Origin of the sequence: Comamonas jiangduensis (assembly GCF_030162955.1) — a bacterium.
GTDB lineage: Bacteria > Pseudomonadota > Gammaproteobacteria > Burkholderiales > Burkholderiaceae_C > Comamonas > Comamonas jiangduensis.
Genome location: NZ_JARXOV010000011.1, coordinates 67,838 through 92,843 on the forward strand (window position 1 = coordinate 67,838; position 25,006 = coordinate 92,843).

Annotated in this window: 20 protein-coding genes; 8 read left to right on the forward strand and 12 right to left on the reverse strand. The window is 61.2% G+C overall.

Features of this window, described 5'->3' with window-relative positions:
• Nucleotides 1-32 precede the first annotated feature (32 nt).
• From QEP12_RS10255 to QEP12_RS10270, 4 genes are all read right to left on the reverse strand, one after another.
• Nucleotides 33-2,297, reverse strand: coding sequence for a RelA/SpoT family protein (locus QEP12_RS10255; RefSeq protein ID WP_423109617.1), 2,265 nt, complete (start codon nucleotides 2,295-2,297; stop codon nucleotides 33-35).
• A gap of 110 nt (nucleotides 2,298-2,407) precedes the next feature.
• Complete coding sequence (gene rpoZ / locus QEP12_RS10260; RefSeq protein ID WP_219162602.1) at nucleotides 2,408-2,611, reverse strand: DNA-directed RNA polymerase subunit omega; 204 nt, start codon at nucleotides 2,609-2,611, stop codon at nucleotides 2,408-2,410.
• A gap of 19 nt (nucleotides 2,612-2,630) precedes the next feature.
• The gene (gene gmk, locus QEP12_RS10265; protein WP_219162601.1) at nucleotides 2,631-3,251 is read right to left on the reverse strand and encodes a guanylate kinase; all 621 of its coding nucleotides are present in this window, start codon (nucleotides 3,249-3,251) and stop codon (nucleotides 2,631-2,633) included.
• A gap of 69 nt (nucleotides 3,252-3,320) precedes the next feature.
• Nucleotides 3,321-4,214 carry a YicC/YloC family endoribonuclease gene (locus QEP12_RS10270; protein ID WP_284214201.1) on the reverse strand — a complete coding sequence of 298 codons (894 nt, stop codon included), beginning with the start codon at nucleotides 4,212-4,214 and terminating at the stop codon, nucleotides 3,321-3,323.
• Nucleotides 4,215-4,304: 90 nt separating this feature from the next.
• Between QEP12_RS10270 and QEP12_RS10275 the strand changes: the two genes are divergently transcribed.
• The 4 genes from QEP12_RS10275 to hemW all read left to right on the forward strand — a co-directional run bounded on the left by QEP12_RS10275 (nucleotide 4,305) and on the right by hemW (nucleotide 8,246).
• On the forward strand, nucleotides 4,305-5,318 hold the full coding sequence (locus QEP12_RS10275; protein WP_284214158.1) for a serine/threonine protein kinase: 1,014 nt from the start codon (nucleotides 4,305-4,307) through the stop codon (nucleotides 5,316-5,318).
• Entirely contained in the window at nucleotides 5,315-6,235 is a 921-nt protein-coding gene (locus QEP12_RS10280) for a PP2C family protein-serine/threonine phosphatase (protein WP_284214159.1), read from the forward strand. Before QEP12_RS10275 ends, QEP12_RS10280 begins: the two co-directional genes overlap by 4 nt.
• A gap of 152 nt (nucleotides 6,236-6,387) precedes the next feature.
• A complete protein-coding gene (gene rdgB / locus QEP12_RS10285) occupies nucleotides 6,388-6,990 on the forward strand; it encodes an RdgB/HAM1 family non-canonical purine NTP pyrophosphatase (RefSeq protein WP_174862837.1) in 603 nt (200 codons plus the stop codon).
• Between the two features lie 5 nt (nucleotides 6,991-6,995).
• Nucleotides 6,996-8,246 (forward strand): radical SAM family heme chaperone HemW, encoded by a 1,251-nt coding sequence (gene hemW / locus QEP12_RS10290; RefSeq protein ID WP_284214160.1) that lies wholly within the window; start codon nucleotides 6,996-6,998, stop codon nucleotides 8,244-8,246.
• Between the two features lie 131 nt (nucleotides 8,247-8,377).
• On the opposite strand, the gene QEP12_RS10295 is transcribed toward hemW, so the two are convergent.
• Nucleotides 8,378-8,710 carry an I78 family peptidase inhibitor gene (locus tag QEP12_RS10295; RefSeq protein WP_174862836.1) on the reverse strand — a complete coding sequence of 111 codons (333 nt, stop codon included), beginning with the start codon at nucleotides 8,708-8,710 and terminating at the stop codon, nucleotides 8,378-8,380.
• 89 nt (nucleotides 8,711-8,799) lie between these two features.
• On the reverse strand, nucleotides 8,800-10,098 hold the full coding sequence (locus QEP12_RS10300; protein ID WP_284214161.1) for an SPOR domain-containing protein: 1,299 nt from the start codon (nucleotides 10,096-10,098) through the stop codon (nucleotides 8,800-8,802).
• 177 nt (nucleotides 10,099-10,275) lie between these two features.
• Between QEP12_RS10300 and QEP12_RS10305 the strand changes: the two genes are divergently transcribed.
• On the forward strand, nucleotides 10,276-12,489 hold the full coding sequence (locus QEP12_RS10305) for a hypothetical protein (protein WP_284214162.1): 2,214 nt from the start codon (nucleotides 10,276-10,278) through the stop codon (nucleotides 12,487-12,489).
• Nucleotides 12,490-12,669: 180 nt separating this feature from the next.
• On the opposite strand, the gene QEP12_RS10310 is transcribed toward QEP12_RS10305, so the two are convergent.
• Complete coding sequence (locus tag QEP12_RS10310) at nucleotides 12,670-13,575, reverse strand: LysR family transcriptional regulator (protein WP_284214163.1); 906 nt, start codon at nucleotides 13,573-13,575, stop codon at nucleotides 12,670-12,672.
• Nucleotides 13,576-13,960: 385 nt separating this feature from the next.
• On the opposite strand from QEP12_RS10310, the gene QEP12_RS10315 reads away from it, so the two are divergent.
• The 3 genes from QEP12_RS10315 to QEP12_RS10325 all read left to right on the forward strand — a co-directional run bounded on the left by QEP12_RS10315 (nucleotide 13,961) and on the right by QEP12_RS10325 (nucleotide 17,672).
• Complete coding sequence (locus QEP12_RS10315) at nucleotides 13,961-14,503, forward strand: sugar dehydrogenase complex small subunit (RefSeq protein ID WP_174862832.1); 543 nt, start codon at nucleotides 13,961-13,963, stop codon at nucleotides 14,501-14,503.
• Nucleotides 14,504-14,597: 94 nt separating this feature from the next.
• Nucleotides 14,598-16,277, forward strand: coding sequence for a GMC family oxidoreductase (locus QEP12_RS10320; protein WP_284214164.1), 1,680 nt, complete (start codon nucleotides 14,598-14,600; stop codon nucleotides 16,275-16,277).
• Nucleotides 16,278-16,295: 18 nt separating this feature from the next.
• The gene (locus tag QEP12_RS10325) at nucleotides 16,296-17,672 is read left to right on the forward strand and encodes a cytochrome c (protein ID WP_284214165.1); all 1,377 of its coding nucleotides are present in this window, start codon (nucleotides 16,296-16,298) and stop codon (nucleotides 17,670-17,672) included.
• A 188-nt stretch (nucleotides 17,673-17,860) separates the two neighbouring features.
• On the opposite strand, the gene QEP12_RS10330 is transcribed toward QEP12_RS10325, so the two are convergent.
• From QEP12_RS10330 to QEP12_RS10350, 5 genes are all read right to left on the reverse strand, one after another.
• On the reverse strand, nucleotides 17,861-19,786 hold the full coding sequence (locus QEP12_RS10330; RefSeq protein ID WP_284214166.1) for a B12-binding domain-containing radical SAM protein: 1,926 nt from the start codon (nucleotides 19,784-19,786) through the stop codon (nucleotides 17,861-17,863).
• Nucleotides 19,787-19,988: 202 nt separating this feature from the next.
• On the reverse strand, nucleotides 19,989-20,966 hold the full coding sequence (locus QEP12_RS10335) for a Bug family tripartite tricarboxylate transporter substrate binding protein (RefSeq protein ID WP_284214167.1): 978 nt from the start codon (nucleotides 20,964-20,966) through the stop codon (nucleotides 19,989-19,991).
• Between the two features lie 40 nt (nucleotides 20,967-21,006).
• Nucleotides 21,007-22,227: a tricarballylate utilization 4Fe-4S protein TcuB gene (tcuB, locus tag QEP12_RS10340; RefSeq protein ID WP_431308079.1), complete on the reverse strand. Its 1,221-nt coding sequence runs from the start codon at nucleotides 22,225-22,227 to the stop codon at nucleotides 21,007-21,009.
• Nucleotides 22,228-22,233: 6 nt separating this feature from the next.
• On the reverse strand, nucleotides 22,234-23,658 hold the full coding sequence (gene tcuA, locus QEP12_RS10345; RefSeq protein ID WP_284214168.1) for an FAD-dependent tricarballylate dehydrogenase TcuA: 1,425 nt from the start codon (nucleotides 23,656-23,658) through the stop codon (nucleotides 22,234-22,236).
• Between the two features lie 90 nt (nucleotides 23,659-23,748).
• Nucleotides 23,749-24,687: a LysR family transcriptional regulator gene (locus QEP12_RS10350; RefSeq protein WP_284214169.1), complete on the reverse strand. Its 939-nt coding sequence runs from the start codon at nucleotides 24,685-24,687 to the stop codon at nucleotides 23,749-23,751.
• Nucleotides 24,688-25,006: the final 319 nt, after the last annotated feature.

Here is a 25,006-nt window from a genome sequence, read left to right on the forward strand (position 1 = left end):
GCCTTTAAGCCGCGTTGGATGCTTTACGGCCTTTATTCCAAAGGCAGAATGCGTGAGGCACGCACCACCGTGGGTATGCGGCGCAAACTGCGTAGCGCGGCGTCTACTTGCTGCTGGTTGTGCACCGAGACGATAAAGCGCAGCTCGGTGGTTTGCATGGCGGCTTCGTCGTCCATCTCCAGGCGGCGAATATCTACATTCGCATCGCTGAGTTCCGTGGCCACGCGGGCCAGCACACCTTTTTGGTTGTGGATGGTGACGCTCAGGCCGCTGTCATAGAGTTTTTGGCTGCTGTCTTCAGCCCATTCCACGGGCACCAAGCGTTCGCTGTCGGTCGCCTGCAGGCGTTTGGCGTTGATGCACTGTGCATTGTGAACATGCAGGCCATCGCCACGGCCCAGGTAGGCCACGACGGCATCGCCCGGCACAGGGCGGCAGCAAGCGGCATAGCGCACGGAAGCGTTGCTATTGCCATCCAGTGCGACCGTGCTGCGGCTGCGCTGGCTGCTGCTGGCAAACCGTTCTTGGCTCAGCAGCACGGCATCTGGGCGCTGGCCTTGGCTAGCCAGCAGTGCCATGAAGTGGCGGGCCACCCAGCCGGCGGCCTGGCGGCCCATGCCGATGTCGGTGAGCAGGTCTTCGCGGCTGGGGCTGTTGGCCTTGAGCAGCACCGCATTCCACAAGGGCTGGTTGGCCTCGTCATTGGCAGGGATGGCAGCGATGCCTTCTTCGCGCAGCGCTTGGGTGAGCAAGGTTTCGCCCAGTACCATGGATTCGCTGTGCGCTGCCGTTTTCAGGTAATTGCGAATCTTGGAGCGCGCGCGTCCTGTTTTGACAAAGCCCAGCCACACGGGGTTGGGTGTGGCATTGTCGTCCGTGATGATTTGCACCACGTCGCCACTTTTGAGTTCGGTGCGCAGCGATGCGGGCTCGCCATTGATCAGCGCCGAGACAGTATGGTGGCCGATGTTGCTGTGAATGGCATAGGCAAAGTCCACCACCGTGGCGCCCCGCGGCATGGCCATGATCTTGCTCTTGGGTGTGAACACGTAGATGGAGTCGGGAAACAGATCCACCTTGACGTTGTCCCAGAACTCGGTTGCGTCGTTGGTCTCGGTTTGGATATCGAGCAGCGACTGCAGCCACTTGGTATTGAGTGATTCTTGCTTGCCCTGTGACTTGTACAGCCAATGCGCGGCAATGCCGGCTTCTGCCACGATGTGCATGGGCTCGGTACGGATCTGGAATTCAATATTCACGCCCGAAGGACCGACCAGCATGGTGTGCAGCGACTGATAGCCATTGGACTTGGCAATCGCGATATGGTCCTTGAACTTGCCCGGTACAGGCTTGTACATCTGGTGCAGGATGCCCAGTGCCGTGTAGCAGTCGGTCACCGTGGGTACGATGATGCGAAAGCCGTAAATGTCGGTCACCTGCGCAAAGGTCAGGTGGTGGCGCAGCATCTTCTGGTAGAGCGAATACAGCGTGCTCTCACGGCCTGCCAAGCGTACCGACATGTTGACGCGGTCAAACTCGGCGGCAATTTCGTTTTGCACCCGCAGTACCAAGTCGTGGCGGCGCGCCCGGGATTTGGTGATGGCTTTCTCAAGCGTGGCGTAACGCCAAGGGTTTTGGTAGTGGAAAGACAGGTCTTGCAGTTCGCGGTAAGTCTGGTTCAGACCTAGGCGGTGGGCAATCGGCGCATAAATTTCCAGTGTTTCGCTGGCAATCCGGCCCCATTTGCTGCGCGGCATGTCGCCCATGGTGCGCATGTTGTGGGTACGGTCAGCCAGTTTGATCAGGATGACGCGCACATCCTTGGCCATGGCCAGGAGCATTTTGCGAAATGATTCGGCTTGGCTTTCTTCGCGGGTGTTGAAGTGCAGCTTGTCCAGTTTGGTCAGACCATCGACCAAATCTGCCACCACAGGACCGAAGCGGTCGGCCAAATCTTGCTTGGTGATGCCGCAGTCTTCCATGGCGTCATGCAGCAGGGCGGCCATCAGCGCAGGGGCATCCAGCTTCCAGTGCGCGCAAATCGTGGTGACAGCAATGGGATGGGTGATATAGGGGTCACCGCTGCTGCGCCATTGGTTGGTGTGCGCCTTGTCGGCGTAGTGCCAAGCTTGGCGCACCAGTTCGATGTCTGAGGCAGGCAGATAGGACAAGTAGTCCAGCATGCGCTCAAAGTGCGCGGCAGAAACGCGAGCCGCAGCTTCCAGACGTGCTTCTAAGCTCACGTCTGGGGATGTTCGGGGGGAGTCTTCTGTTTTTGAATTAAAGGCCGCGTTCATACCCTAAATGTATCGCGGGAAAGCTGCTATGGACATAGTAAAAAAAAAGCACCGCGATACGGTGCTTCTATTGTTGCCCAGTTAGAGCAAGTTCTCGCATGTGCTCAGGTTTAACCGGGCACTTTTTTCAGCATTTCGAGGCCCACTTTGCCTTCAGCGATTTCGCGCAGGGCAGTGACGGCAGGCTTGTTTTGGCATTCCACCTTGGGGGTATGGCCTTGGCTCAGCATGCGTGCGCGGTAAGTGGCCGCCAACACCAGCTGGAAGCGGTTAGGGATTTGCTCCAGGCAATCTTCAACAGTAATGCGTGCCATGTGGGTACTCCGGGGGAATTCAGGAAAGGTTGAGCGATTCAAATACATCGGAGCGCAAGCGGCGCTGCGATGCGATTTTCAGACGCTGGGCATGAATGATTGCCTTCAGGTCAAACAGTGCGCTCTCAAATAACTCGTTGATTATAACGAAGTCGAATTCTCCGACCTGCGCCATTTCTTCTTCGGCGTTTTTCATGCGCAACTCGATCACCTCCGGTGCATCTTCGCCACGGTTTTCCAGGCGCGAGCGCAACTCTTCCCAGCTGGGCGGCAGGATGAAGATCAGTACTGCCTGGGGGAAGGACTCGCGCACCTGCAGGGCACCTTGGTAGTCTATCTCCAGCAGCACGTCTTCGCCATTGGCCAGACGGTCTTGGATGCCTTTTTTGGAGGTGCCATAGCGTTTGCCATGCACGTTGGCCCATTCAACGAAGGCATTGTTGGCAACCATGGCGTCGAACTCTTGCTCGGAAGCGAAGAAGTATTCGCGGCCATGTTTTTCCTGCCCCCGGGGCGCACGCGTGGTGTGTGACACCGATGGGTACACGCGTGCGTCGAACGAGCGTAGTGCCTTGACCAGGCTAGATTTACCGGCTCCGCTGGGAGCCGCGACAACAAAAAGATTTCCAGGTTGTTCCATAAGAAAACTCGGGTGCTTGGGGCGACCTTGCAAAAAGGGCGCTTGCGCGCCCTGTGGTTTTAACGGTGATTATTCGATGTTTTGGACTTGCTCGCGCATTTGCTCGATCAGCACCTTCATGTCCACGCTGATGCGTGTCAGATCCAAGGCGGCAGATTTCGAGCCCAGCGTATTGGCTTCGCGGTGCATTTCCTGGATCAGGAAGTCCAAGCGCTTGCCGATTTCGCCCCCCTTTTTCAGCAGGCGCTCGACTTCGTCGAGGTGTGAACTCAAGCGGGTGATTTCTTCCGCCACGTCAATGCGGATGGCAAAGGCGGTGGCTTCGGACAGTGCACGTTCTCGGGCGGCTTCCGGTGTGACCTGGCCTTCGGTCAGGCCCATGGCTTCTTGCCAGCGTTCCAAAAAGCGCTGGCGTTGCTGCTCCACCAGTTGCGGCACCAAAGGACCCGCTTGCGCAGCCAGATCGCGCAGTTGGGATAAGCGGTCTTTCAGCATGTCTGCCAAGCGCTTGCCTTCGCGGGCGCGGGCATCAATCAGTGCAGTGACGGCAGACTCTGCCAGGGCGGGCACAACTTCTTGCCAATCTACCTGCACCGCATTGCCGCTGCCGGCCAGGCGCAATGCATCCGACACGGAAAGGCCCTTGGCGGTGGGCAGCCAAGCTTGTACCAAGTCTTGGATCGACTGCATGCGTTGCAGCAAAGCAGGCGTGGGCTGGGGTAAAGATGCGCAGGCGTCTACATCAATTGCCGCGCGCACTTCCACCTTGCCGCGCTTGAGGCGCTGGGTGAGCAGGGAGCGCAACGCAGGCTCTTGGCTGCGCAATTCATCGGGCAGGCGGAAAGTAAGGTCCAAAAAACGGCTGTTAACTGCGCGGATTTCAAGCCCTAAACGCACGTTCTGTGCAGAGGCGTTGTCCTCAGTCGACGCCGGTGCGTGCTGCACGCTGGCGTATCCGGTCATGCTGTAAACTGGCATTGGACTTTTCTTTGGTTACTTGCAATTTGGTGATTATCCAGTTTCCGCTTCGACCTTGAGGTTTACCTGAACAAAATGTCTTCCAGGATCAAGCCAGCTCCCCTGCCTCCTGATACCCTCATAGGTGACTACCGCATTGTGCGAAAGCTGGCATCGGGCGGTTTTGGTGTGGTTTATCTGGCCAAAGATGCACAAGGTCAGGAAGTGGCCATCAAAGAATACTTGCCCGCTGCACTGGCCACGAGGGCACCGGGTGAACTGGTGCCCAAGGTGGCGCAAGAGAAGGTCTCGCTGTATCGCCTAGGCCTCAAAAGTTTTTTTGAAGAAGGCCGTGCACTGACGCAAATCTCCCATGCATCGGTGGTGAGTGTGCTCAATTTCTTTCGGGAAAACGAGACCGTTTACATGGTGATGAATTTTCTGCGCGGCGCCTCGCTGCAGGAATACATCGTTTTAGCCCGCAGCCAAAAACGCGCCAAGGTGCTGCGCGAATCCACCATTCGCGCTTTGTTTGATGAAGTGTTGCGGGGCTTGCGCATCGTGCACCAGCACAAGATGCTGCACCTGGATATCAAGCCGGCCAACATTTTTATCACGGACGAAGACCGGGCCGTCATGATTGATTTTGGCGCGGCCCGTGAGGTGTTGAATAAAGAGGGCAACTTCATTCGCCCGATGTACACCCCCGGTTTTGCAGCGCCCGAGATGTACAAGCGCAACGGCAGCATGGGGCCGTGGACGGACATTTATGCCGTGGGGGCCTGCATGTTTGCCTGTATGACGGGGCAACCACCGGCAGATGTACCCTGCCGTCGCGACAAAGACCGTTTGATGGTGGCGTTGGCCCGCTTGCGCGGCGTGTACTCCGACAATTTGTTGGAGTTGGTGCAGTGGTCGATGGAGCTCGACCCCATGGCGCGCCCGCAGTCGGTGTTTGCCTTTCACAAAGCGCTGAGCCATGAGCCCGAGCGACGCTATACGCCGCTGAGCATGTCGGAAAAAGTCCGCCTGCAGCTGGATGCATTGATTGGAGAAGGGCGAAAAACGCAGACACCCGGTGAGACTTCGGTGCGCGTGAAAACGCCATGAAATTTTCTATTTTTCAACTGAGTCGCCGTGGGGGCCGTGCTGTCAATGAAGACCGCATGGGCTATTGCTATACCCGGGAGGCCGCACTGTTTCTGCTGGCCGATGGCATGGGCGGGCATGCGGAGGGAGAGGTTGCTGCGCAACTGGCGCTGCAAAGCATCGCTGCGCAGTTTCAGCGCGAAGCACAGCCTGCTTTGGCAGACCCTACAGATTTTCTGCATCGGGCGGTGCTGCACGCGCACCAGCATATTCAGCGTTATGCCAAATTGCAGCGCATGCCAGACTCCCCGCGCACCACGGTGGTGGCCTTGGTCATTCAAAACGGGGCGGCCACCTGGTTGCACTGTGGGGATTCGCGCCTGTACTGGGTGCGCCAAGGACAGTTGCTGGCACGTACGCGCGATCACTCTTATCTGGAGATGGAGCGCAACGCCTCTACCCCCATTCGTCTGGCGCACAAGCTGCTCAATCGCAATGTGCTCTTTACCTGCGTGGGCGCGACAAGCAAGCCGATTGTGGATGTGAGCGGGCCTCATATCTTGCACAGCGGCGATCGCTTGCTTTTGTGCTCCGATGGGCTGTGGGGCGCCTTGAAAGAACCCGCTTTGTTGCATGGGCTGTGCGCCCAGCCAGTCAATGAAGCCATTCCTGCGCTGGTGGATTCTGCGTTGCAAATAGCAGGGGCTAGCAGCGATAACGTGACGGCACTGGCGCTGGAGTGGGAGATGCCCGAGCACGTGCCCAGCCAGTACGACGTGAGCACCCACGCGGCATCTGTGAGTGAGTTGTTCGCCTCGACCATCCAGTCTTCGCATGATCTGGAGTCGCTGGATGATGCGCTGGATGAAGAGGAAATAGAGCGCAATATTGCCGAGATCAATGCCGCCATCCGCCGCTCCGCCGCGAGCAAAAGCTAGTTTTCAGGCACTGCAGCAGCCCGTATGGGCTTGCACTTTGGCGCACACTTAGCGCTTATTGCTGGCACGCACAGCCATTGGCCTGTGGTGTATTCATCAAAATAAATAGCTGTTAGCGCATGCTGTATAAGCGTTAGTGCTTGATTTGACTTATGAAAATTGTTCTCGCCTCCAACAACCGCGGCAAGCTGGCCGAATTGCAGTCCATGTTTGCGCCGCTGGGTGTGGAGTTGATTTGCCAAGGGGATTTGTTTGAGGGGGAAGCGCCCGAGCCATATGGCACGTTTGTCGAAAACGCCTTGAGCAAAGCCCGCTTTGCGGCGGAAAAAACCGGCCTGCCTGCGATTGCCGATGACGCTGGCCTGTGTGTGGATGCATTTGGTGGCCAGCCTGGCGTGGACACCGCGTACTACTGCACCCGCTACGGTTACGAGAAAAGTGATGCCAACAACGTCACCTGCCTGCTGGAAAACCTGGCGCCCCATGCCAACCGCAAGGCGGCCATGGTGAGCACGTTGGTGGGCGTGCGCAACCCCCAAGACCCTGAGCCATTGATTGCAGTGGGCCGTGTGAATGTGGAAATTGCCACTGAGCGCCGCGGCAGCAACGGCTTTGGTTTTGACCCCGTGCTCATCATTCCGGAACTGGGCAAAACTTTTGCCGAGATGGCGCCCGAATTCAAGAACGACCACAGCCACCGCGGCCGCAGCACGCGCGCCATGATGGAGTTGCTCCAAAGCAGCTGGCTGGCCTGACGCCCATGAGTATTGCCATTGTTCCTGCAGGCGCGCTGCCGCAAGTGGGTCAAGCCCCCAAAGACGTGCAGCATTACATGCGCGCGGGCACCTTGGGGCTGCCAGCGCTGCCACCGCTGTCGCTGTACATCCACCTACCTTGGTGCCTGAAAAAGTGCCCGTACTGCGACTTCAACTCGCACGAACAGCGCGGCAACCATGAAGGTGGCGTGCCGGAGCAGCGCTATATCGATGCGCTGATGGCCGATCTGGAGGCCAGCCTGCCGCTGATCTGGGGGCGTACCGTGCACAGCGTGTTCATTGGTGGCGGCACGCCCAGCCTGTTCAGCCCGCAGAGCATTGACCGCCTGATTTCCGGTCTGCGTGCGCGCCTGCGCATGGAGCCGGACTGCGAAATCACCATGGAGGCCAACCCCGGCACGTTTGAAAAAGACCGCTTCAAGGCCTTTCGCCATGCAGGCATCACGCGCTTGTCGATTGGCGTGCAAAGTTTTGATGACCGGTTCTTGGGTGCCTTGGGCCGCGTGCACAACGGCGCGCAGGCGCGGGCGGCGGTGCAGGAGGCGGCCGAATCGTTCGAGACCTTCAACCTGGACATCATGTATGCCCTGCCTGGGCAGACCGAGGCGGATGTGGTCAAGGATTTGGAGACGGCACTGGCTTTTCAGCCGCCGCACATCTCCATCTACCACCTCACGATTGAGCCCAACACCTACTTCGCCAAGTTTCCGCCCGTGGTGCCCGAGGATGACACGGCGTATGAGATGCTGGACCGCATCACCGCGATGACAGGCGCGGCCGGCATGCAGCGCTATGAAATCTCGGCCTATGCGCGCCCAGGCCACCAGTGCTTTCACAACACCAACTACTGGCAGTTTGGCGACTACCTGGGCATTGGCGCAGGCGCGCATGGCAAGCTCAGTTTTGCGCACCGCATTGTGCGGCAGACGAAGCTGCGTGACCCGCAGCGCTATATGGAAGCGGCCCTGGCGGGCCGTGCCTTGGCCAGCGATGACGATGTGCGCCGCAAAGACCTGCCGTTTGAATACATGCTTAATGCGCTGCGCCTGCGTGGCGGGTTTGCGCTGCAGGACTACTTGGACCGCACAGGTCTGCCCATCAGCACCATTCGCCCGGCTTTGGACGCAGCGCAGCGCAAAGGCTTGGTGGTGGAGGAGGCCGGTCGCATCGTGCCGACCGAACGCGGGTTTGACTTCCTCAGCGATCTGCAAGAACTCTTTCTGGGAGACGCGTAAAACGCAGCGGCTGTGCCTTGTGGGGCCCCGCGTAGATGCAAAAAAGAAAGCACCCTGCGTGGGTGCTTTCTTGCTTTCACAACGAGAACAGTCTGAAGTGCAGATTTATCAAGCGCAGGCAGCTACAAAAATTAACCACAACGTGCGGCAATGATGCGGCCGGTGGCGTCCACTTCCAGGTTCAAACGCTCCGCATTGAACTCGCGGGTGGTGACTTGACCGGGGCGCAGCACGCGCACCATGTAGGCCGCCGCACGCTTGCGTGCTTCGTTCACATTGTGCTCGGTATTGGTTTTGCCGACGGCCCATTGCGCATCGTTGGTGTCACAGCGCTGCTGGGGGCGCGGGGCTTGGGGGGGACCGCCTGCCTGTGATGAGCCAGAACCAGCAGGTGGTGGCATGGCGCAGCCGGCGATCACGGCAGAGGTCGCCACCAGGGCCAGCATTTGCAGGGAAGGGCGCATGCGTAATTACTCCTTATATGTAACAAGCGGCCACCTTACCAGCCGCACAAGTCACCGTGATGTTGGGTGTGTGACGGATTGTTTCGTGGTTACTGCTTGGGTTGCTGGAACACGGTGGTATCCATGCGCAGTTTTTTGGCTTTAGCCGCCGCTTGCTCTGCCTGTTTGCGCGTGTCAAAAGGCCCGATGCGCAAGCGGGTGAGATCACCTTTGCTGCTGCTGATGGTTTGGCGCAAGGGATTGAGCTTGAGCGCTTGCAGCTGTTTGGCCGCGCGATCCACATTCGCACTTTGGGCATACACGCCTGCGTTGAGGTAGTACTTGCCAGGAATCAGACGGCCAGGTGGTGCAGGCGCGGGCTCTGCTGCTTTGGTTTTGCTGGAAGCGGCCGCTTTGGTAGTGGGTTTTTGCGCGGGCAATGGGGCTGCAGGGGGCGCAGGCTGCTTGGGCGCAGTTTTGCGGGTTGCAGCAGGTGTGGGGGCCGCCGAAGACGGTGCAGGCACCGTTGCAGGAATGGGCGGCGCGCTGGCTGCGGCTGAAGTCGCTGCGGCAGCAGTGGTGGCAGCGGCCAGCGGTGCTGCCAGTGTCTCAGGTTCTGGGGACGCAGCGGTGCGTGCTTCGGGCAAAGTAGCTGACGGCAGGGCGGGCAAGGTTTCTGGCAAGGCGGCCTTGTCAGCCAGGGAGGTCGACACCGGTGTTGCCACAGCCTGCGGCAGCACGGGCTCCATCCAGGGTGCGCTGGGTGCAGGGCTGTACAGACTGGATACCTGGGGGATCACCAAATCAGGCGGGCCGGATGGTGCAGGGGTAGAGAGCGCACCACGGCTCGCGTGGCCCCACTGGCTGTAGACCAGTGCAGCCAATGCCACACTGACCACCGCTTGCACGGCGGTGACCCGGTACAGGCGCGCTTTGTTGGGGGCGCCATGCCCCAGCTTGGCGCGTGCTTGGGCAATGGAGCTGGCCGCAGTCAAGGTCGACAGGGTTTGGCTGCGCACTTGCTGGTAGTACCAGCCATTGGCCAAAAAACCCGGCACCACGCACAGCAGCCCCAGGGTGAATAAACAGCCAGCAGCTTCCATCGCCACGGGCACGCGCGCGTGCAGAACGAAAGCCCACAGCAGTACCAGCGCGAGCACTACGCCGGCATAGATGCCTGCCGGGCGCCACAGCTTGCGCAGCACCAGCCATGCCAGGGTAAAGAAAGCGGCGCCATGGTTCCAGGAGGGAACGGCTTTGCCCAAAGTTTCAAAACGACTGAACTGCTGCTGGTAGTACGCGGCGTTGAGCGGGCCAACGCTGAGGCGGTACAGGTCGGGCATGATGCCGGTTTCCCCAGAGCTGGGCGGCGGTGTGAAAGCGTTAGAGCGTGAGGGCGTCGCAGGCATGCGGCGCATTTTGGCATGCCCCGCAGATTGTCAAAGAATGTGTGTAACTTCTCATACACGCTTGGGCGCGGTGTTTTCGCCGATTGGTGCCTGGGGGCGCTTTTACACTAGGCGGCTTTCATGGGGTGCGGGCGGTTCGCTCTTGCATGCCCACTAACAGGCTCTCACAACACATTCATGCAACAACATCAGTGGCAGTTTTTCCGTGCGGGAGGGGTGGATCAGGTTCAGATTCGCACCGGTGCCGATATCGCCAACATTGGCCAACTGGACCAAAAGCTGTGGGTGGCCCTGGCCTGTCCCACCCGGGGTATTGAGTTTGACAGTGTCACGCTGGACTTGATTGACCAAGACGCCGATGGCCGCATTCGTGCCCCAGAGCTGGTGCAGGCTTGCGAGTGGGCGGTATCCATGGTCAATGACCCGGATGTGCTGACCTCGGGCTCGGATGTGCTGCAGCTGGCCAGCATCAACGAAAGTACCGAGCAAGGCCAGGCCTTGGCCGATGAAGCGCGGCGCATTTTGGCGCTGAGCGGCCAAGAGGGCGCGGCCTGTGTATCGCTGGCGGACGTGCAGGGGCGTCTGGCCTCACTCAATGCCATGCCCTTCAATGGCGATGGCATTTTGAACCCTGCCACTTTGAGCGATCAGCCTGCGCTGTCTGCCTTGGTGTCGCGCATCATGGAGGCCTATGGCAGCGCCCAGGGCTGTGATGGGCAGCCCGGCCTGGGCCGCGCGCAGCTGGACAACTTTTTCACCGACGTCCAGTCGCTGGCTGACTGGCACACCTTGGCCAGCAGCAACACCTGCAGCTTACCGACGGAAGCGCAGGCCGTGGCGGCGGTGCAAGCGCTGAATGCGGTGCAGGTGAAGGTGGAAGACTTTTTTGCCCGCACGCGCTTGGCCGCTTTCGATGCCAAGGCGCTGGCGCCCATCAGCCCCAGCGTCGAAGGCTACGCCGCGCTGGGCACGCAAGTGCTCAGCAAAGAAGACGCAGCCATCGCGGCTTTGCCCTTGGCGACCGTGGTGGCCGATGGTGTGCTGCCTTTGGGCAGTGGCGTGAACCCAGCATGGGCAGCCGCCATGGCCGCGCTGCAACAACACGCGGTGCGCCCCTTGCTGGGCGAACTGGACAGCCTGAGCGCCGCGCAGTGGGAGCAGCTGAAAGCGCAGTTGCAGCCTTGCCAGGCATGGCTGGCCTCCTTCCCGGCGTCGCCCCTGGGCGAGATGGGGCTGCAAGAAGCGCAAGCCTTGCTGGCCAGCGGCATGCAGCAGCAGTTGCAAGACATGATCCAGCACGATGAAGACGAAAAGCAGCACAGCGAGCACGCCGTGGCGCTGGAAAAGCTCATTCGCTTGCAGCGCGATTTGCTGGCGCTGCTCAACAACTTTGTCTCGTTCTCACAGTTCTACAGCCGCCAAGGTGCTGCCTTTCAGGCCGGCACGTTGTACCTGGATGGCCGCAGCTGTGAGTTGACGGTGGATGTGGCCAACCCCGCAGCCCACGCCACGCTGGCTGGCATGGCCAAGGTGTATCTGGCTTACTGCGAATGCAAGCGTGGTGGCGACAAGCGCCACATCGTGGCCGCCTTCACGGCGGGCGATGTGGACTTTTTGTTTGTGGGCCGCAACGGTGTGTTCTACGACCGTGAGGGCAAGGACTGGGATGCCACCATCACCAAGCTGATTGAAAACCCCACCAGCATTGGTCAGGCCTTCTTCTCGCCGTACAAAAAGTTTGTGCGCATGATTGAAGAGCAGGTGGCCAAGCGCGCCGCCGCCAAAGACGCCAGCGTGACTGAGGGTTTGAATGCCAAGGCCGCAGCCTTGGTGACGGCTCCGGCGGGCACCGCTGCCGCAGCCGCTGCACCGGCCAAGAAGACGGATGTCGGCACCGTGGCCGCCATCGGGGTGGCGCTGGGCTCTATCAGCACGGTGCTGGTGGGAATCTTTAGCAAGTTTGTGGAACTGGGGCCTTGGATTCCCGTGGGTTTGATGGGCCTGATTTTGGCCATCTCTGGCCCTAGCATGTTGATTGCCTGGCTGAAGCTGCGCGAGCGCAGCCTCGGCCCCATCTTGGATGCCAGCGGCTGGGCCATCAATGGCCGCATGAAGATCAATATGCAACTGGGCAACTCGCTGTCGCAAACGGCCAAGGTGCCCGCCAATGCCAAGCACATGCTGCATGACCCATTTGCGGCAAGCCATACAGCCCGCTGGGTGGTGGGCGTGCTGGCGCTGGTCGTGCTGGCTGCTTTGGCGTGGCGTTGGGGCTGGGTCAACCGCGTGCTGCCCGAGCGCATGCACTACGGCTATACAGCCTCCGTCGCGGTGGATGGGGGCGCTGCACCTGCAGCGCTGGCACCTGCTCCCGCACCTGCGGCACCTTAAAAAATACGGCTTGGCATGCCCAAGAGCCTGCTTGGTAGCGGGCTCTTTTTTTGCGGTGAAACACTTTTTTGATAGCTGTTAGCGCCTGAAATACAGGGTTTTCACACGCATTGGTAGGTGAATGACCTATCAATTCAGCGCTGGCAGCTATGTTTTTTGTGTGGACTGCATCTGCGCTGGTTAGCAGCGGTCAATTTTTCCGGCCTTGTGCGCGGCAAACACAAAGTCCAGAAATGCCTGGGTGCGCTGTGGCAAGTGCTTGCGGCTGGGCAGCCCCGCCAGCACGCGCATGCGGGCGGTGATCCAGCCGGGCAGCACCTGTTCCAGCATGCCTTGCTCTAAAAAGGGGCGCGCTGCGTCGTAGGTGAAGGTGGCAATGCCCGCACCATCGAGCACGGTTTGCAAGATGCTGGCCGTGGGGTTGAGGGTGATGGAGGGCCTGATCTCAATCTCGTGCACCGGCGCCTCCAGCGTGGATTGCTGGCTGCGCCACAGGGCAAAACTGTTGCGATGCAGATGGGGTGTGCGGCGCAGCACACACAGGTGCTCGGCCAGCGCTTGCGGTGTGGAGGGCGCTCCGTGCCGTGCGATATAGCTGGGGGAGGCGCACAAAATGGCTTCAGAGGTGGAGAGGGTGCGCGCGACGATGGCGGCGTCAAAGCCTTCGGGCACCTGCAAAAAACCCAGGTCGTAGCGGTTGAGGTCGGGCACGGGCTGCGGGTCAACGTACACATCCAGGGCAATGCCGGGGTACTGCTGATTGAACGCTGCAGCCAGTGGGGCAATCAGCGCATCGGTCAGCGCGGGGGCCGCCACAATGCGCAGCACGCCTTGCAAGGCGCTGGTGGTGCTTTGCGCCTCTGCGACGGCGGCTTCGACCGACTCCAGAATTTCACGCACGCGTGCGGCGTAGCGCTCGCCCGAATCGGTCAGGCTGACGCTGCGCGTGGTGCGCTGCAGCAGCCGCGTGCCCAGTTGCGTTTCCAGCGCCGCGATATGGCGGGTGACATGCGGCACGGTCATCGACAAATGCCGTGCCGCGGCCGTAAAGCCACCTTCATCCACTACGGCTAAAAACACCTTCATGGCGTGTAAACGGTCGAGCACAAATACCTCAGCAGTGGGCGTCACAAAGGGCGCAATTATTACGGCGCAGGTAAAAGAGCATTCCTGCTGGGCCTATTTTTCTTATCTTCTATAAGACTTACAGTGAGAGCAAGTGCAAACATTGCAGCTGGCTGTCGCAACGGCCGGTGCTGCCATTTGCGTCTCACCGAGCACCCTCAGGCGGTGTGTCGACGGGCTGATAGCCCCGGCACACCGCTCTTTTTTATGGTGCTTGTAGTCCAGATCGCGCACTGGGATGGCGCTGAATGGAAGTGCAGCTCACCGTGCTTTCCTAGGCGTTGGACAGCGGCGGAGCGCGCCAATGGTTGGTGTTGTGCATGTCTATCTCTAACCACGTCCCACCATGACATCTACCCCTCAATTTCCATCGTTCGGGCTGCAGCGCCGCCACCTTCTGGGTGGTGCGCTGGCGGCAAGCGTGGTGCAGCTGAGCCCGCTGACCTGGGCAGCCACGGCACCGGCCACGGCCGCAAGCAGCAGCTTTATGGCGCTGTCGCACTACCTGACTGCCCGCAATGACCTCAGTGCCAAGCTGGGCGCACGCATGCAAGCCGCGCTGCAGGCCTTGGATGGTCAATTCAACGCACAGGCAGACGCCCTGTGGAGCTGGATTCAAAGCCAGAACGTCGCCCTGGAGCAGTTGCACGCCCGCTTGAAGGCTGAAAAGCCCGAGCTGGCAGCCGTGCCCGCCCAGGTGATGCAAGTTTGGTATTTGGGCATTGCAGGCAGTGGCACCCGCACCCGTGTGGTGGCCTATGAATTTGCCCTGAATGCGCAAACGGTGAGCGACAAGCTCAAGCCGCCGACCTATGCGTACGGCGTCTACGGCAGCTGGACGGCCAACCCCACCACGTTCAACCTGCAGCGTATTCCCGTGCCGGCCTGAGCGCGGCCTTGCGCACGGCTGCCAACCAGCACACAAGCACACAAGCGTCTTGAACCCCATCACATAAAAAAACTGCTTAGGAAGCACCATCCCCATGGCTGATTCTCACAAACTCTCTGCCGACTACGTCATCGTCGGCGCCGGCATCATCGGCGCCATGCTGGCGGCCAAGTTGGCCAAAACCGGCGCTTCGGTACTGATGCTCGAAGCGGGCGCCCATGTCACGCGTGGCGAAATCGTGGGGCGTTTTCGCAACTCGCCCCGCCGCAGCGACTGGATGTCGCCCTACCCATCGCTGGACACCGCACCCCACCCCATCTACCAGCCGCAAGACAACAACTACCTAGTGCAGGCTGGCCCTTACCCCTACAAGGCCGAATACATCCGCATGGCGGGCGGCACCAGCTGGCACTGGGCGGCGCACGCCTGGCGCAATGTGCCGGGTGACTTCAAGATCAAAAGCCTGTACGGCGTAGGCGTGGACTGGCCGTTTGACTACGACGACCTGGAGCCCTACTACCAAGAAGCCGAAGAAATCATGGGCGTGGGCGGCTCGACCCACACGGGCTCGCCGCGCAGCAAACCCTTCCCCATGGGGGAAGTGGCCATGCCGTACGCCATGAAGCGTGCGCAAGAGCGCTTGGCCGGCACGTTCGAGGTGGTGGGCAACACCGTGGCCCGCAACAGCCGCAATTTTGATGGCCGCCCGCCATGCTGCGGCAACAACAGCTGCCAGCCCATTTGCCCGATTGATGCGCAATACCACGGCGGCATTGCCGTGCAGCAGGCGCTGGCCGCTGGCGTGAAGCTGCAAACCCGTGCCAATGTGTTCCAGCTGGAACACGATGCACAGGGCCGCATCGTCGCTGCCAACTACTACGACCCCGACAAGAACGTGCACCGCGTCACGGGCAAGACGTTTATCGTGGCCTCCAATGGCATTGAGTCGCCGCGCCTGCTGCTGCTGTCCAAGAGCGACAAGTTCAAAAACGGCGTTGCCAACGACAACGACATGGTGGGCCGCCACCTGATGGACCACCCCAGCACCTCGCTGACTTTTGATGCCGATGAGGACGTGTGGCTGGGCCGTGGCCCGCAAAGCCCGGTGTCGATCAATGCCATGCGCGATGGTGCTTTCCGCAGCGAGTATTCGCCTTATCGCTTGGACTTCACCAACATCTCGCGCGTCGATGGTGCCACCACCGGTTTGCTCAAGGCCGGTATTTACGGCAAGGAATTCGCTGAAAAGCTGCGTCACTCCGCAGCCCGCGAAATGAACGTGAAAAGCGTGCTGGAAGTGCTGCCCGACCCAGAGCGCCGCATTGACCTGGCGGACGAAAAAGACAGCGTGGGCCTGCCCAAGCCGCGCGCGCACTACAGCATTGATGACTACACCTTCCGGGGCCACAAGCGCGCCCAAAAAGACTTTGCCAAGATTGCCGAGCTGATGGGGGGCAGCAACCTGCGCTACACCAAGGACGACAACTTTGCCAACAACCAACACATCTGCGGCACGCTCAGCATGGGCACCGACCGCAAAATTTCGGTGTGTGACGAGTTTGGCCGTGCGTGGGACCACGAGAACCTGTATTTCGCCTCGACCGGCGTGCTGCCCACCTCATCCACCTGCAACTCCACCCTCAACGGCATTGCCGTGGCGCTGCGCACCGGTGCGCACCTGATTGCCGCAAACGGCGGCCCCGCCATGCTGCCGCGCAGCAACACCTTGGCTGGCTTTAAGCCTTTGCAGCCCCTGTGGACGCCAGCGGTTTAAAGCGGGAGGACTGACACCATGAGCACAACATTCATGCAATCTGTTGGGTTGGCTGCCGCGATGCTGGCATCCACCTCGGTTTTCGCTGCCGATAGCGAGCACATTGAGCGCGGCCGTTACCTGGCCACTGCGGGTGACTGCGTGGCCTGCCACACGGCGCCGGGGGGCAAGCCCATGGCGGGCGGTTTGGCGCTGGCCAGCCCCTTGGGGCCGATTTACTCGACCAACATCACGCCTTCCAAGGTGCACGGGATTGGCAACTACACGCTGGAGCAATTCAGCGACGCATTGCGCCACGGCAAACGTGCAGACGGGGCCAACCTGTACCCCGCCATGCCCTACACCGAGTACGCCAAAACTTCGGACGAAGACATCGCCGCCATGTACGCCTACTTCATGCATGGCGTCGAGGCCGTGGATGCAGCGCCGGCGCACACCACGGCGCTGCCATTTCCCTTCAACATTCGCGCCTCGCTGGGTGTGTGGAACGCGCTGTTCCACGACGCCACGCCGTACCAGGCCGATGCCTCGCAAACGCCGGAGTGGAACCGTGGCGCCTACCTGTCCCAAGGGCTGGCGCACTGCACCACCTGCCACACGCCACGCACAACGCTGATGGCTGAAGACAGCAAGCGCAGTCTGAGCGGTGGTGAAGTGGGCGGCTGGTATGCGCCCAACATCACCTCGGATGCGCAAAGCGGGATTGGCAACTGGACGGTGCAAGAGCTGGTGCAGTACATGAGCGGCCAGCCCGTGTCGGGCAAAGGCCCAGCGGCCGGTCCCATGGCCGAAGCGGTTGACCACAGCCTCAAGCACCTGACACCCGAAGACTTGAAGGCGATTGCGGTCTACATCAAGTCGGTGCCCGCAGTGGGTGATGGCCGTGTCAAGCAAGGCGCGGACCAGTTCGGTCAGCCTGTGGATGCGCTGCACAGCATCCGCGGCGTGGACTTGCCCCAGGATTACGACGCCATGACCGGCGCGCAAATCTACGACGGCTACTGCGCCAGCTGCCACCAGGTGCAAGGCCAGGGCAGTGATGGCGACGGGCTGCCCGCGCTGTTTCACAACACCTCGCTGGGCCATGCCAACAGCAACAACTTGGTGAATGTGGTGCTACACGGCATTCACCGGGTGGGCACGGACTCCGTCATGCCCGGCTTTGCCCATGAGTTGAGCGACCAGCAAGTGACCGAATTGAGCAACTACCTGCTGACCAGCTACGGCAACCCCGAAGCCAAGGTGACCAAGCAGCAAGTGGCCCAGCTGCGTGACCCTGCCACCGCAGGTGCCAACACCACCTTGCTGACCCTGGCCCGCGCGGGCATGGCTGTGGGCGTGGTGGTGCTGCTGGCCTTGGTGGGCTGGCTGCTGGCACGCCGCCGCAAGGGCTAAGCATCGGCCCTTGTCGGCCACCGCGCAGCTGTGTGCTTGCGCTGCGGCCGGCTCCAAAAACAAAGCCCGCAGACTGCGGGCTTTGTTTTTTTAATAGCTGCTGGCGCTTGTTTTACAAGCACTTCAGGTAGATAAATATCTGAAAAGCTTGTTTTTCAAGCGCAAGCAGCTCTTGTTTTTAATACTGTTTACCAGCCCTTGGCGGCCAGCGCCTTGGCGATCTTGTTGCGCGGCACGGTGGGCTTGGGCACTTTGAAGTCAAACCAGTTGCGCACGTCTTCTTCCACACCAATGCCGTGCATGAAGTTGTAGATGGCTTTCTTCAGCCCCACGCCCAGGGCGTCGTGGTCTACGCCGGTGGGGTCGATGAAGGGAATGTCGTTGCGCGCAAACGTGGCCTTGGGCAGATCGGGCAGGATGACGCCGTACTCCGCAGGGTTCTGGCCCACGGGCGAGTGCACGGTGCAGGCAAAGCGGTGAAAGAAGCCGCTTTGGATACAGCCGTTTTCAAACAGTTGGCGCACGTACTCCAGCGCATCCACCGTGTCTTGCACCGTCTGCGTGGGAAAACCGTACATCAGGTAGGCGTGCACCAAAATGCCGGCATCGGTCAGCGCCTTGGTCACGCGCGCCACCTGTTCTACGCTGACGCCTTTTTTCATCAGGTTGAGCAGGCGGTCCGAGGCCACTTCCAGCCCGCCCGACACCGCAATGCAGCCGCTGTCGGCCATCAGCTGGGCCAGCTCGGGGGTGAAGGTTTTTTCGAAGCGGATGTTGCCCCACCAGCTGATGTCGGTGCCGCGCGCGATCAGTTCCTGGGACAGGGCCTTGAGCGCCTTGGGCGGCGCGGCCTCGTCCACAAAGTGAAAGCCGGTCTGGCAGGTCTCGGCCACGATGGCGTCGATGCGGTTGGCCAGCTCGGTGGCGCTGGCGCCTTCGTAGCGGCCGATGTAGTCCAGGCTCACGTCGCAAAAGCTGCACTTCTTCCAGTAGCAGCCGTGGGCAATCGTCAGCTTGTTCCAGCGGCCGTCGCTCCACATGCGGTGCATGGGGTTGAGCATGTCCAGCAGCGACAGGTAGTCGTGGATGGGCAGGCCATCCCAGGTGGGGGTGCCCACCTCGGCAAAGGCGATGTCGGCTTCCATCATGTTGATGTACTGCACCGCACCTTCGTCGTTGCGCACAAAGGTGCGCACCAGGCGTGAGCGGCCGCGCTCGCCACGCAGGTGCTCCAGCAGCGCCAGCAAGGGGCGCTCGCCTGCATCCAGCGTGATGAAGTCGAAGTAGTCGAACACGCGCGGCTCGGCCAGCGTGCGCAATTCGGTATTCACAAAGCCGCCGCCCAGCACCAGCGTGATGTGCGGAAACTCGGCCTTGATGGTCTGGGCAATGCGGAAGGCCGCATAGACCGAACCCGGGAAGGGCGTGGACAGCAGCACTACTGTGGGGCGGTGGCGCCAGACGGCCTTGCGCGTCAGCTCGGCCAGCGTCTCATCGACCAGGGTGGGGGCGGCGGCCAGGGCCTCTGCCAGCGGGTCGAAGGTGGGCTGGTTGCCCGACAGCGACTCGGCATAGCGCACAAATTCAAAGCGCGGGTCGGCCGCGTCGCGGATCACGTCGGCCAGATCGTTCAGGTACAGCGTGGCGTAGTGCTTGGCGCGGTCCTGCTGGCCCAGGGCGCCAAAGGCCCAGCCCACGGGGTCGCCCGAGCCATCGTCCATGTAGTGCTCCAGCGCATCGAAGCGCGGGCCCTCGGGCAGCCAGGCGCGGCTGACGATGCGGTGGCTCAGCGTGCTGTCCTTGCCCTGCAGGAAGGCGATCACACGGTTCACCGTGGCCAGGTACTGGTCGCGCTGGCCCATGAAGCTTTGCACGGCGGGGCTGAACAAACGGCCCGGGTCGGCGTCGTACTGCGCCTGCACCAGGTCGATGATCTGCGCCAGGCCGTCGCGCGACAGCAGCTTGAGCACCAGGGCCAGAGCCAGGTCTTCCTGCACCGCATCCACCCCGCGCGAGCGCAGAAAGCCTGTCAGATAAGGCGCAGAAGGGTAGGGCGTGTTGAGCTGCGTCATCGGCGGGATGAGCGACAGCACGCGGGTGTCAGGAGCAGTCATGAAGATTTAGCAGATCGGCGGAGCGGCACGCGGGGTCGCACAACAAAAGCCCGGCTGGGTAGCAGGGTGGGGCAATATTGTCGCTGGCTTAGCAAAAAAGCGCCCGCGCCGGGTTTCTGGCGGTGCGGCTGCAGGGCCTGCGCGGGCGCAAAAAAAGCCACCCGAAGGTGGCTGTCAAGAAGGAAGTTGGTGCTGTGCGGCCTCAGTTGGCAGAGAGCTTGCGCTCTTGTACGACGCGGCCCCACTGCTCATATTCTTTTTTCATGAATGCCGCCAATTCCTGCCGCGTGGTGGGCTGGGGGGTCAGGCCATGGTCGTTCAGGGCCTTTTTCACGCCCTCATCGTTCAGTGCCTTGACGATTTCCACGTTCCAACGGTCCAGAATGGCCGTGGGGGTTTTGCTGGGCGCGACAAACGCGTACCAGTTCAGGGCTTCAAAACCGGGGTAACCCGCTTCGGCCACGGTGGGAATATCCGGCATGTAGGCCGGGCGTGTCAGGCCAGTGGTGGCCAGGGGGATCAGCTTGCCAGTCTGCACATGTGGCATGGCGGTGGGCGGGGCAGCGAAGTAGCTGGTCACGCGCTCTCCCAGCAAGTCCTGCAGGGCCGGCGCGCCGCCCTTGTAGGGCACGTGCACCATTTCCACGCCGGCGCGCTGGTTGAACAGCTCGCCCGCCAGGTGCGAGGCCGAACCTGCGCCTGTGGAGGCATAGTCCACCTTGCCGGGCGACTTCTTGGCCAGCGCCACAAACTCCTTCAGGTTCTTCACCCCCGCACCCTTGTGCACCACCAGCACGTTCGGGAAGTTGACGCCGCCAGACAGCGGTGCCAGATCCTTGAACGGGTCGTAGGTCAGCTTCATCAGGTGCGGGGCAATGGTCAGCGGGCCGACCGAGCCGAACAGGATGACCGATCCGTCGCTGGCAGCATTTGCCACCTGGCCGTGGGCGATGTTGCCGCCCGCCCCACCCTTGTTCTCCACCACCACGGACTGGCCGATGTTCTCGCCCAGCTTCTTGGCAATCAGGCGCGCGGCGGCGTCGGCCGCGCCACCTGCGGCAAAGCCCACCACCATGGTGACGGGTTTCTTGGGCGGGAAATCCTGCGCCGCAGCAGGACTGCCCAAAGCCAAGGCGGCTGTGGCCATCACTGCAGCCTGTATCAAAGTACGCTTTTTCATCGAAGGTCTCCTTGTTGGTATGGATATGCGCAGGAAGAAATCAGTCAGCACCCAGCCCGATAGGGTTGGGCTGGCGCTTTTCAGTGTTGTGGCGCAGCAAAGCTGCAGTGCGGAAGATGCCGTGTGCAAACTTGCCATAGGGCAAGGTCACAAACAAGGCCATCACTGCGCCCAAGTGCAGGCACAGCAGCAAAGCCAGTGCGGGTGTGCCGCGGCCCAGCCACAGCGCCAAACCGCTGGTAGCGACCAAGAACAGCAAGGCGATAAAGCCCAGGTCCATGGGTTTTTGCTTGGCGTCGCCATGCAAGGGGTGGCGGCTGCGGTTGAGCATCCACAGGCGGGCTGTGCCCAGCGACAGCATCACACCGCCTACACCCCCCAAAATCTTGGGCAGGCTAGGCAAGTCATAAGGTGCTTCCAAGCCAAAGACGTAGTGGTACAGCGTCGCCACAGAAGTTGCCGCAAAGCACAGCAAGAAGCCGTAGAACGTCAGGTGGTGGGCGCGACGGCGCTTTAAGGTGTAGGCGTCGTCTTCGTTGTGGCAGCCATCACCGTGACCGCCGTCCAAATACTTCAGGCGCAGCACATCGCCCGTGGCTTCAGTGGCTGCAGCGCCGCTGACATCGGCACCGCTGGTGGCGGGCTTGATGTCTTTCCAGAAGCGGCGCACGCCCATGAACAGCGCAAACACCACAAACAAAAACACGGGGGCAAACATGCTCACCAGCATGTTGTGCGGGAACAGGCTGTAGAAGTTGGCACCCAAGTCAGCGCCCCACAGCGCGCCCAAGCCGCCGCCTTGCAGCACTGCGCCCAGCACCAAGAACAAGCTCAGTGCGGCAACCAACGCCAGCGACAGCGTCAGGCCATTGCGCTGGTACAGCTTGCCCAAAGCAGGCGGCCATGCGTAGTCCACATAAGTTTGGCCACGCACCTCGGCCATGGCCTTGGGGATATTGATACCAAACTCATGCGGTGGCGCGTATTGGCAAGCGTGCAAGCAAGCGCCGCAGTTGTGGCACAGGTTGGCCAGATAGTTCACATCGGCCTTGAGAAATTCCAAGCGGCGCGTCATGGCCGGGAACACGGCGCAAAAACCTTCGCAGTAGCGGCAGGCATTGCAAATTTGCATCACGCGCGCCACTTCACCTTCGGCCTGCGTCATATTGCTGACGGGGACGATGGGAATGACTTTGCTGCTGGTGCCAGATGCCAGCGCTCGGGCTTCTTGGCCCAGCTTTTCAAAAGATTGCATGCTCATGGTGGCTTACACCTCGTCTTTCACAGCGCCGCGCTCGGCGTCTTTTCCGGCTGCAGCCAGTGCGGCATTGCGCCCGGCAATGCGGCCAAAGGCCGTGCCAATCGACATGCCTACGCCTGCGGTGTAGCCCTTGCCCAGTACGTTGCCAGCCATCATCTCGCCCGCCACAAACAGGTTGCGGCTAGGCTGATCGGCAAAGCGCACAGCGGCGGTGTCGTCGACCTTTAAACCCAAATAGGTAAAGGTCACGCCGGGGCGCACGGCATAGGCGTAGAGCGGGCCGGTATCAATGGGGCGTGCCCAGTGGGTTTTGGCGGGGGTGACGCCTTCGGTGTGGCAGTCATCCAGCGCGGTGTGGTCAAAATTGCCCACCTTGCACGCGCTGTTGTAGGCGGTCATGGTTTGCATGAAGGTGTCTACATCCAAGCCCAGCTTTTGTGCCAGCTCGGGCAGGCTGTCGGCCTTCACACCCGGGAACACAGGCGGCATAAAGCGGCCGATCGCCTTGCTGTCGATGATCGAATAGGCAATTTGGCCAGGCTGCTGGGCCACCAAGCGGCCCCAGATGGCGTAGCGCTTGGGCCAGAAGTCTTCGCCTTCGTCATAAAAGCGCACGGCCTCGCGGTTGACCACCACACCCAGCGAGACGCAGTCAATGCGCGTGCAGATACCGCCGTCATACAGCGGCGCACGCGCATCAATGGCCACCATGTGGGCTTGTGTGGGGTCGCCAATTCCGTCGACCTGGTGGTCGTCCAGCAGATGCTTGAGCAGCACGCCTTTGTTAAAGGCCGTGCCACGGATGATGAAATTGTCGGCCGGCCATTCGCCGCGCTCGTTTTGGCCCCAGGCCTCGCGCAGCCATTCGCGGTTGGACTCAAAACCGCCGGCGGCCAGCACGCAGCTGCGGGCGGTGATGCGCTGGCCGTTCACATAGGCTGCCTTGAAGATGCCGTGGTCGATGTCGATGCGATCCACGGGCGACTCGTAGCGAATCTCCACACCCAGCGCCTCGGCACTGCGGTAGTAGGCGTTGACCAGTGCCTTGCCGCCGCCCATGAAGAAGGCATTGGTGCGGGCCACATGCAGCGCGCCCGACAGCGGGGGCTGAAAGTGCACGCCGTGCTGGCGCATCCAGTGGCGGCAGGTGGAGGAGGCGCGGATCACCATGCGCGCCAGGTGCTCGTTGGTGATGCCCCCTGTCACCTTCAGCAGGTCTTGCCAGTATTCCTCTTCGGGGTAGGCCTCCACCAGCACATCCTGCGGTGCATCGTGCATGCAGCGCAGGTTGCGGGTGTGGGCGGAGTTGCCGCCGCGCCATGCGCGCGGTGCGGACTCCAGCAGCAGCACGCGGGCACCTGCTTCACGCGCCATCAGCGCGGCGCACAGGGCGGCGTTGCCACCACCGATGACCAGAACATCGGTGTCCATGAATCTCTCTCCTTGCAGTCTCACTCGTAGGGAAGATCGACTGTAGGGAGCGCGCCCAGCACTGGGCAGGGGGGGCAGGGAATGGGGGTATCAGTTTTTGTGATGGCTCAGGGTGGCGCCGGCCCAGGTGCCGCTGGTCACCAATTGTTCGGCGCAGTCGCGCAGCACCACGCGGGCGGCCAGTGCAGCAGGCGACAGCTCATCCTCCGACAGGCCGCACAGCATGGCCGGGCGGCGCACCTGGCCGTCCACGATTTCCGACCACAGAAATTCGCCCTGCGTAGCGTGGTGCAGCTTGACGGCCGACCAGGGCTGTACCGTGGCGCCCATGCCTGCCATCACGGCTTCCATCAGCAGTGGCAGGCCGTCAATTTCCAGCGCCATGTTCAAGGGCAGGCCCGCATGCGCAAACGCGGTGACGATGGCGTTGCGCAACCCGTGGCTGCCTGAGGGCAGTATCAGTGGCACGCCGCCCATCTGCGCCATGGTGGTGGTGGCCGTGTGCGGGCACACCGGGCGGCGCTTGGACTGGATCAGGTAGAGCTTTTCTTCCAGCAATGGCTGTACGCTCCAGCGGCGGGCGCTCTGTGCATCGAACAGAATGGCCAGATCCAGCTGGCGCGCATTCAGCAGGCTGGTCAGGTGGCCCGACAGCGCCGACACCATGTGCAAGCGCACCTCAGGGTAGCGCTGGCGCATGGCCTGCATCAGCGGCAGCCCCAACACCGAGGCAATCGTGGGTGACAGCCCGATGCTTACGGCCCCCGACAGCCGTGCCAGTTGTGCCGCATGGATGGCCTGCTCGGCGTGCCGCAGCGTGAGTTGCGCCTCGTGGAAAAAGGCCAACCCGGCTTCGGTAGGGGTGGTGCCTTTGCTGCTGCGTTGCAGCAACCGGGTGCTGAGCTCACCTTCCAGTCGGCTGATTTGCTGGCTCAACGCAGACTGCACCATATTCAGTTCCATGGCGGCGCGGCTCATGGAGCCCAGTTCTACTACACGCACAAAGTAGCGCAGTTGGCGCAGTTCCATCATCAATCACTCGCTGTTTTTGCCAGCCAAGTGGCAGTGTTCATCGGATAACCGCCGACGATAGACGGTTTATCTATCTTTGCCGATGTGAGTTTTGCGTATTCAGGCATGCGAGAAGTCTTGTGGGCACGAACTCGTGCACCGATTGCGCGCTCTTGGCTTCAGGAAAACGGGGTGATGGAGTTTCACCGCGATGAAGCCATGTCATCGCTGTACACACTCCATAGCTTGATTCGGGGCCACGCTGATACATTCGCCCCTGTCCAAGTTTTGGGATGCTGTGGCATGACCCGGTACGCGGGCGTTTTTGGCGTTACCG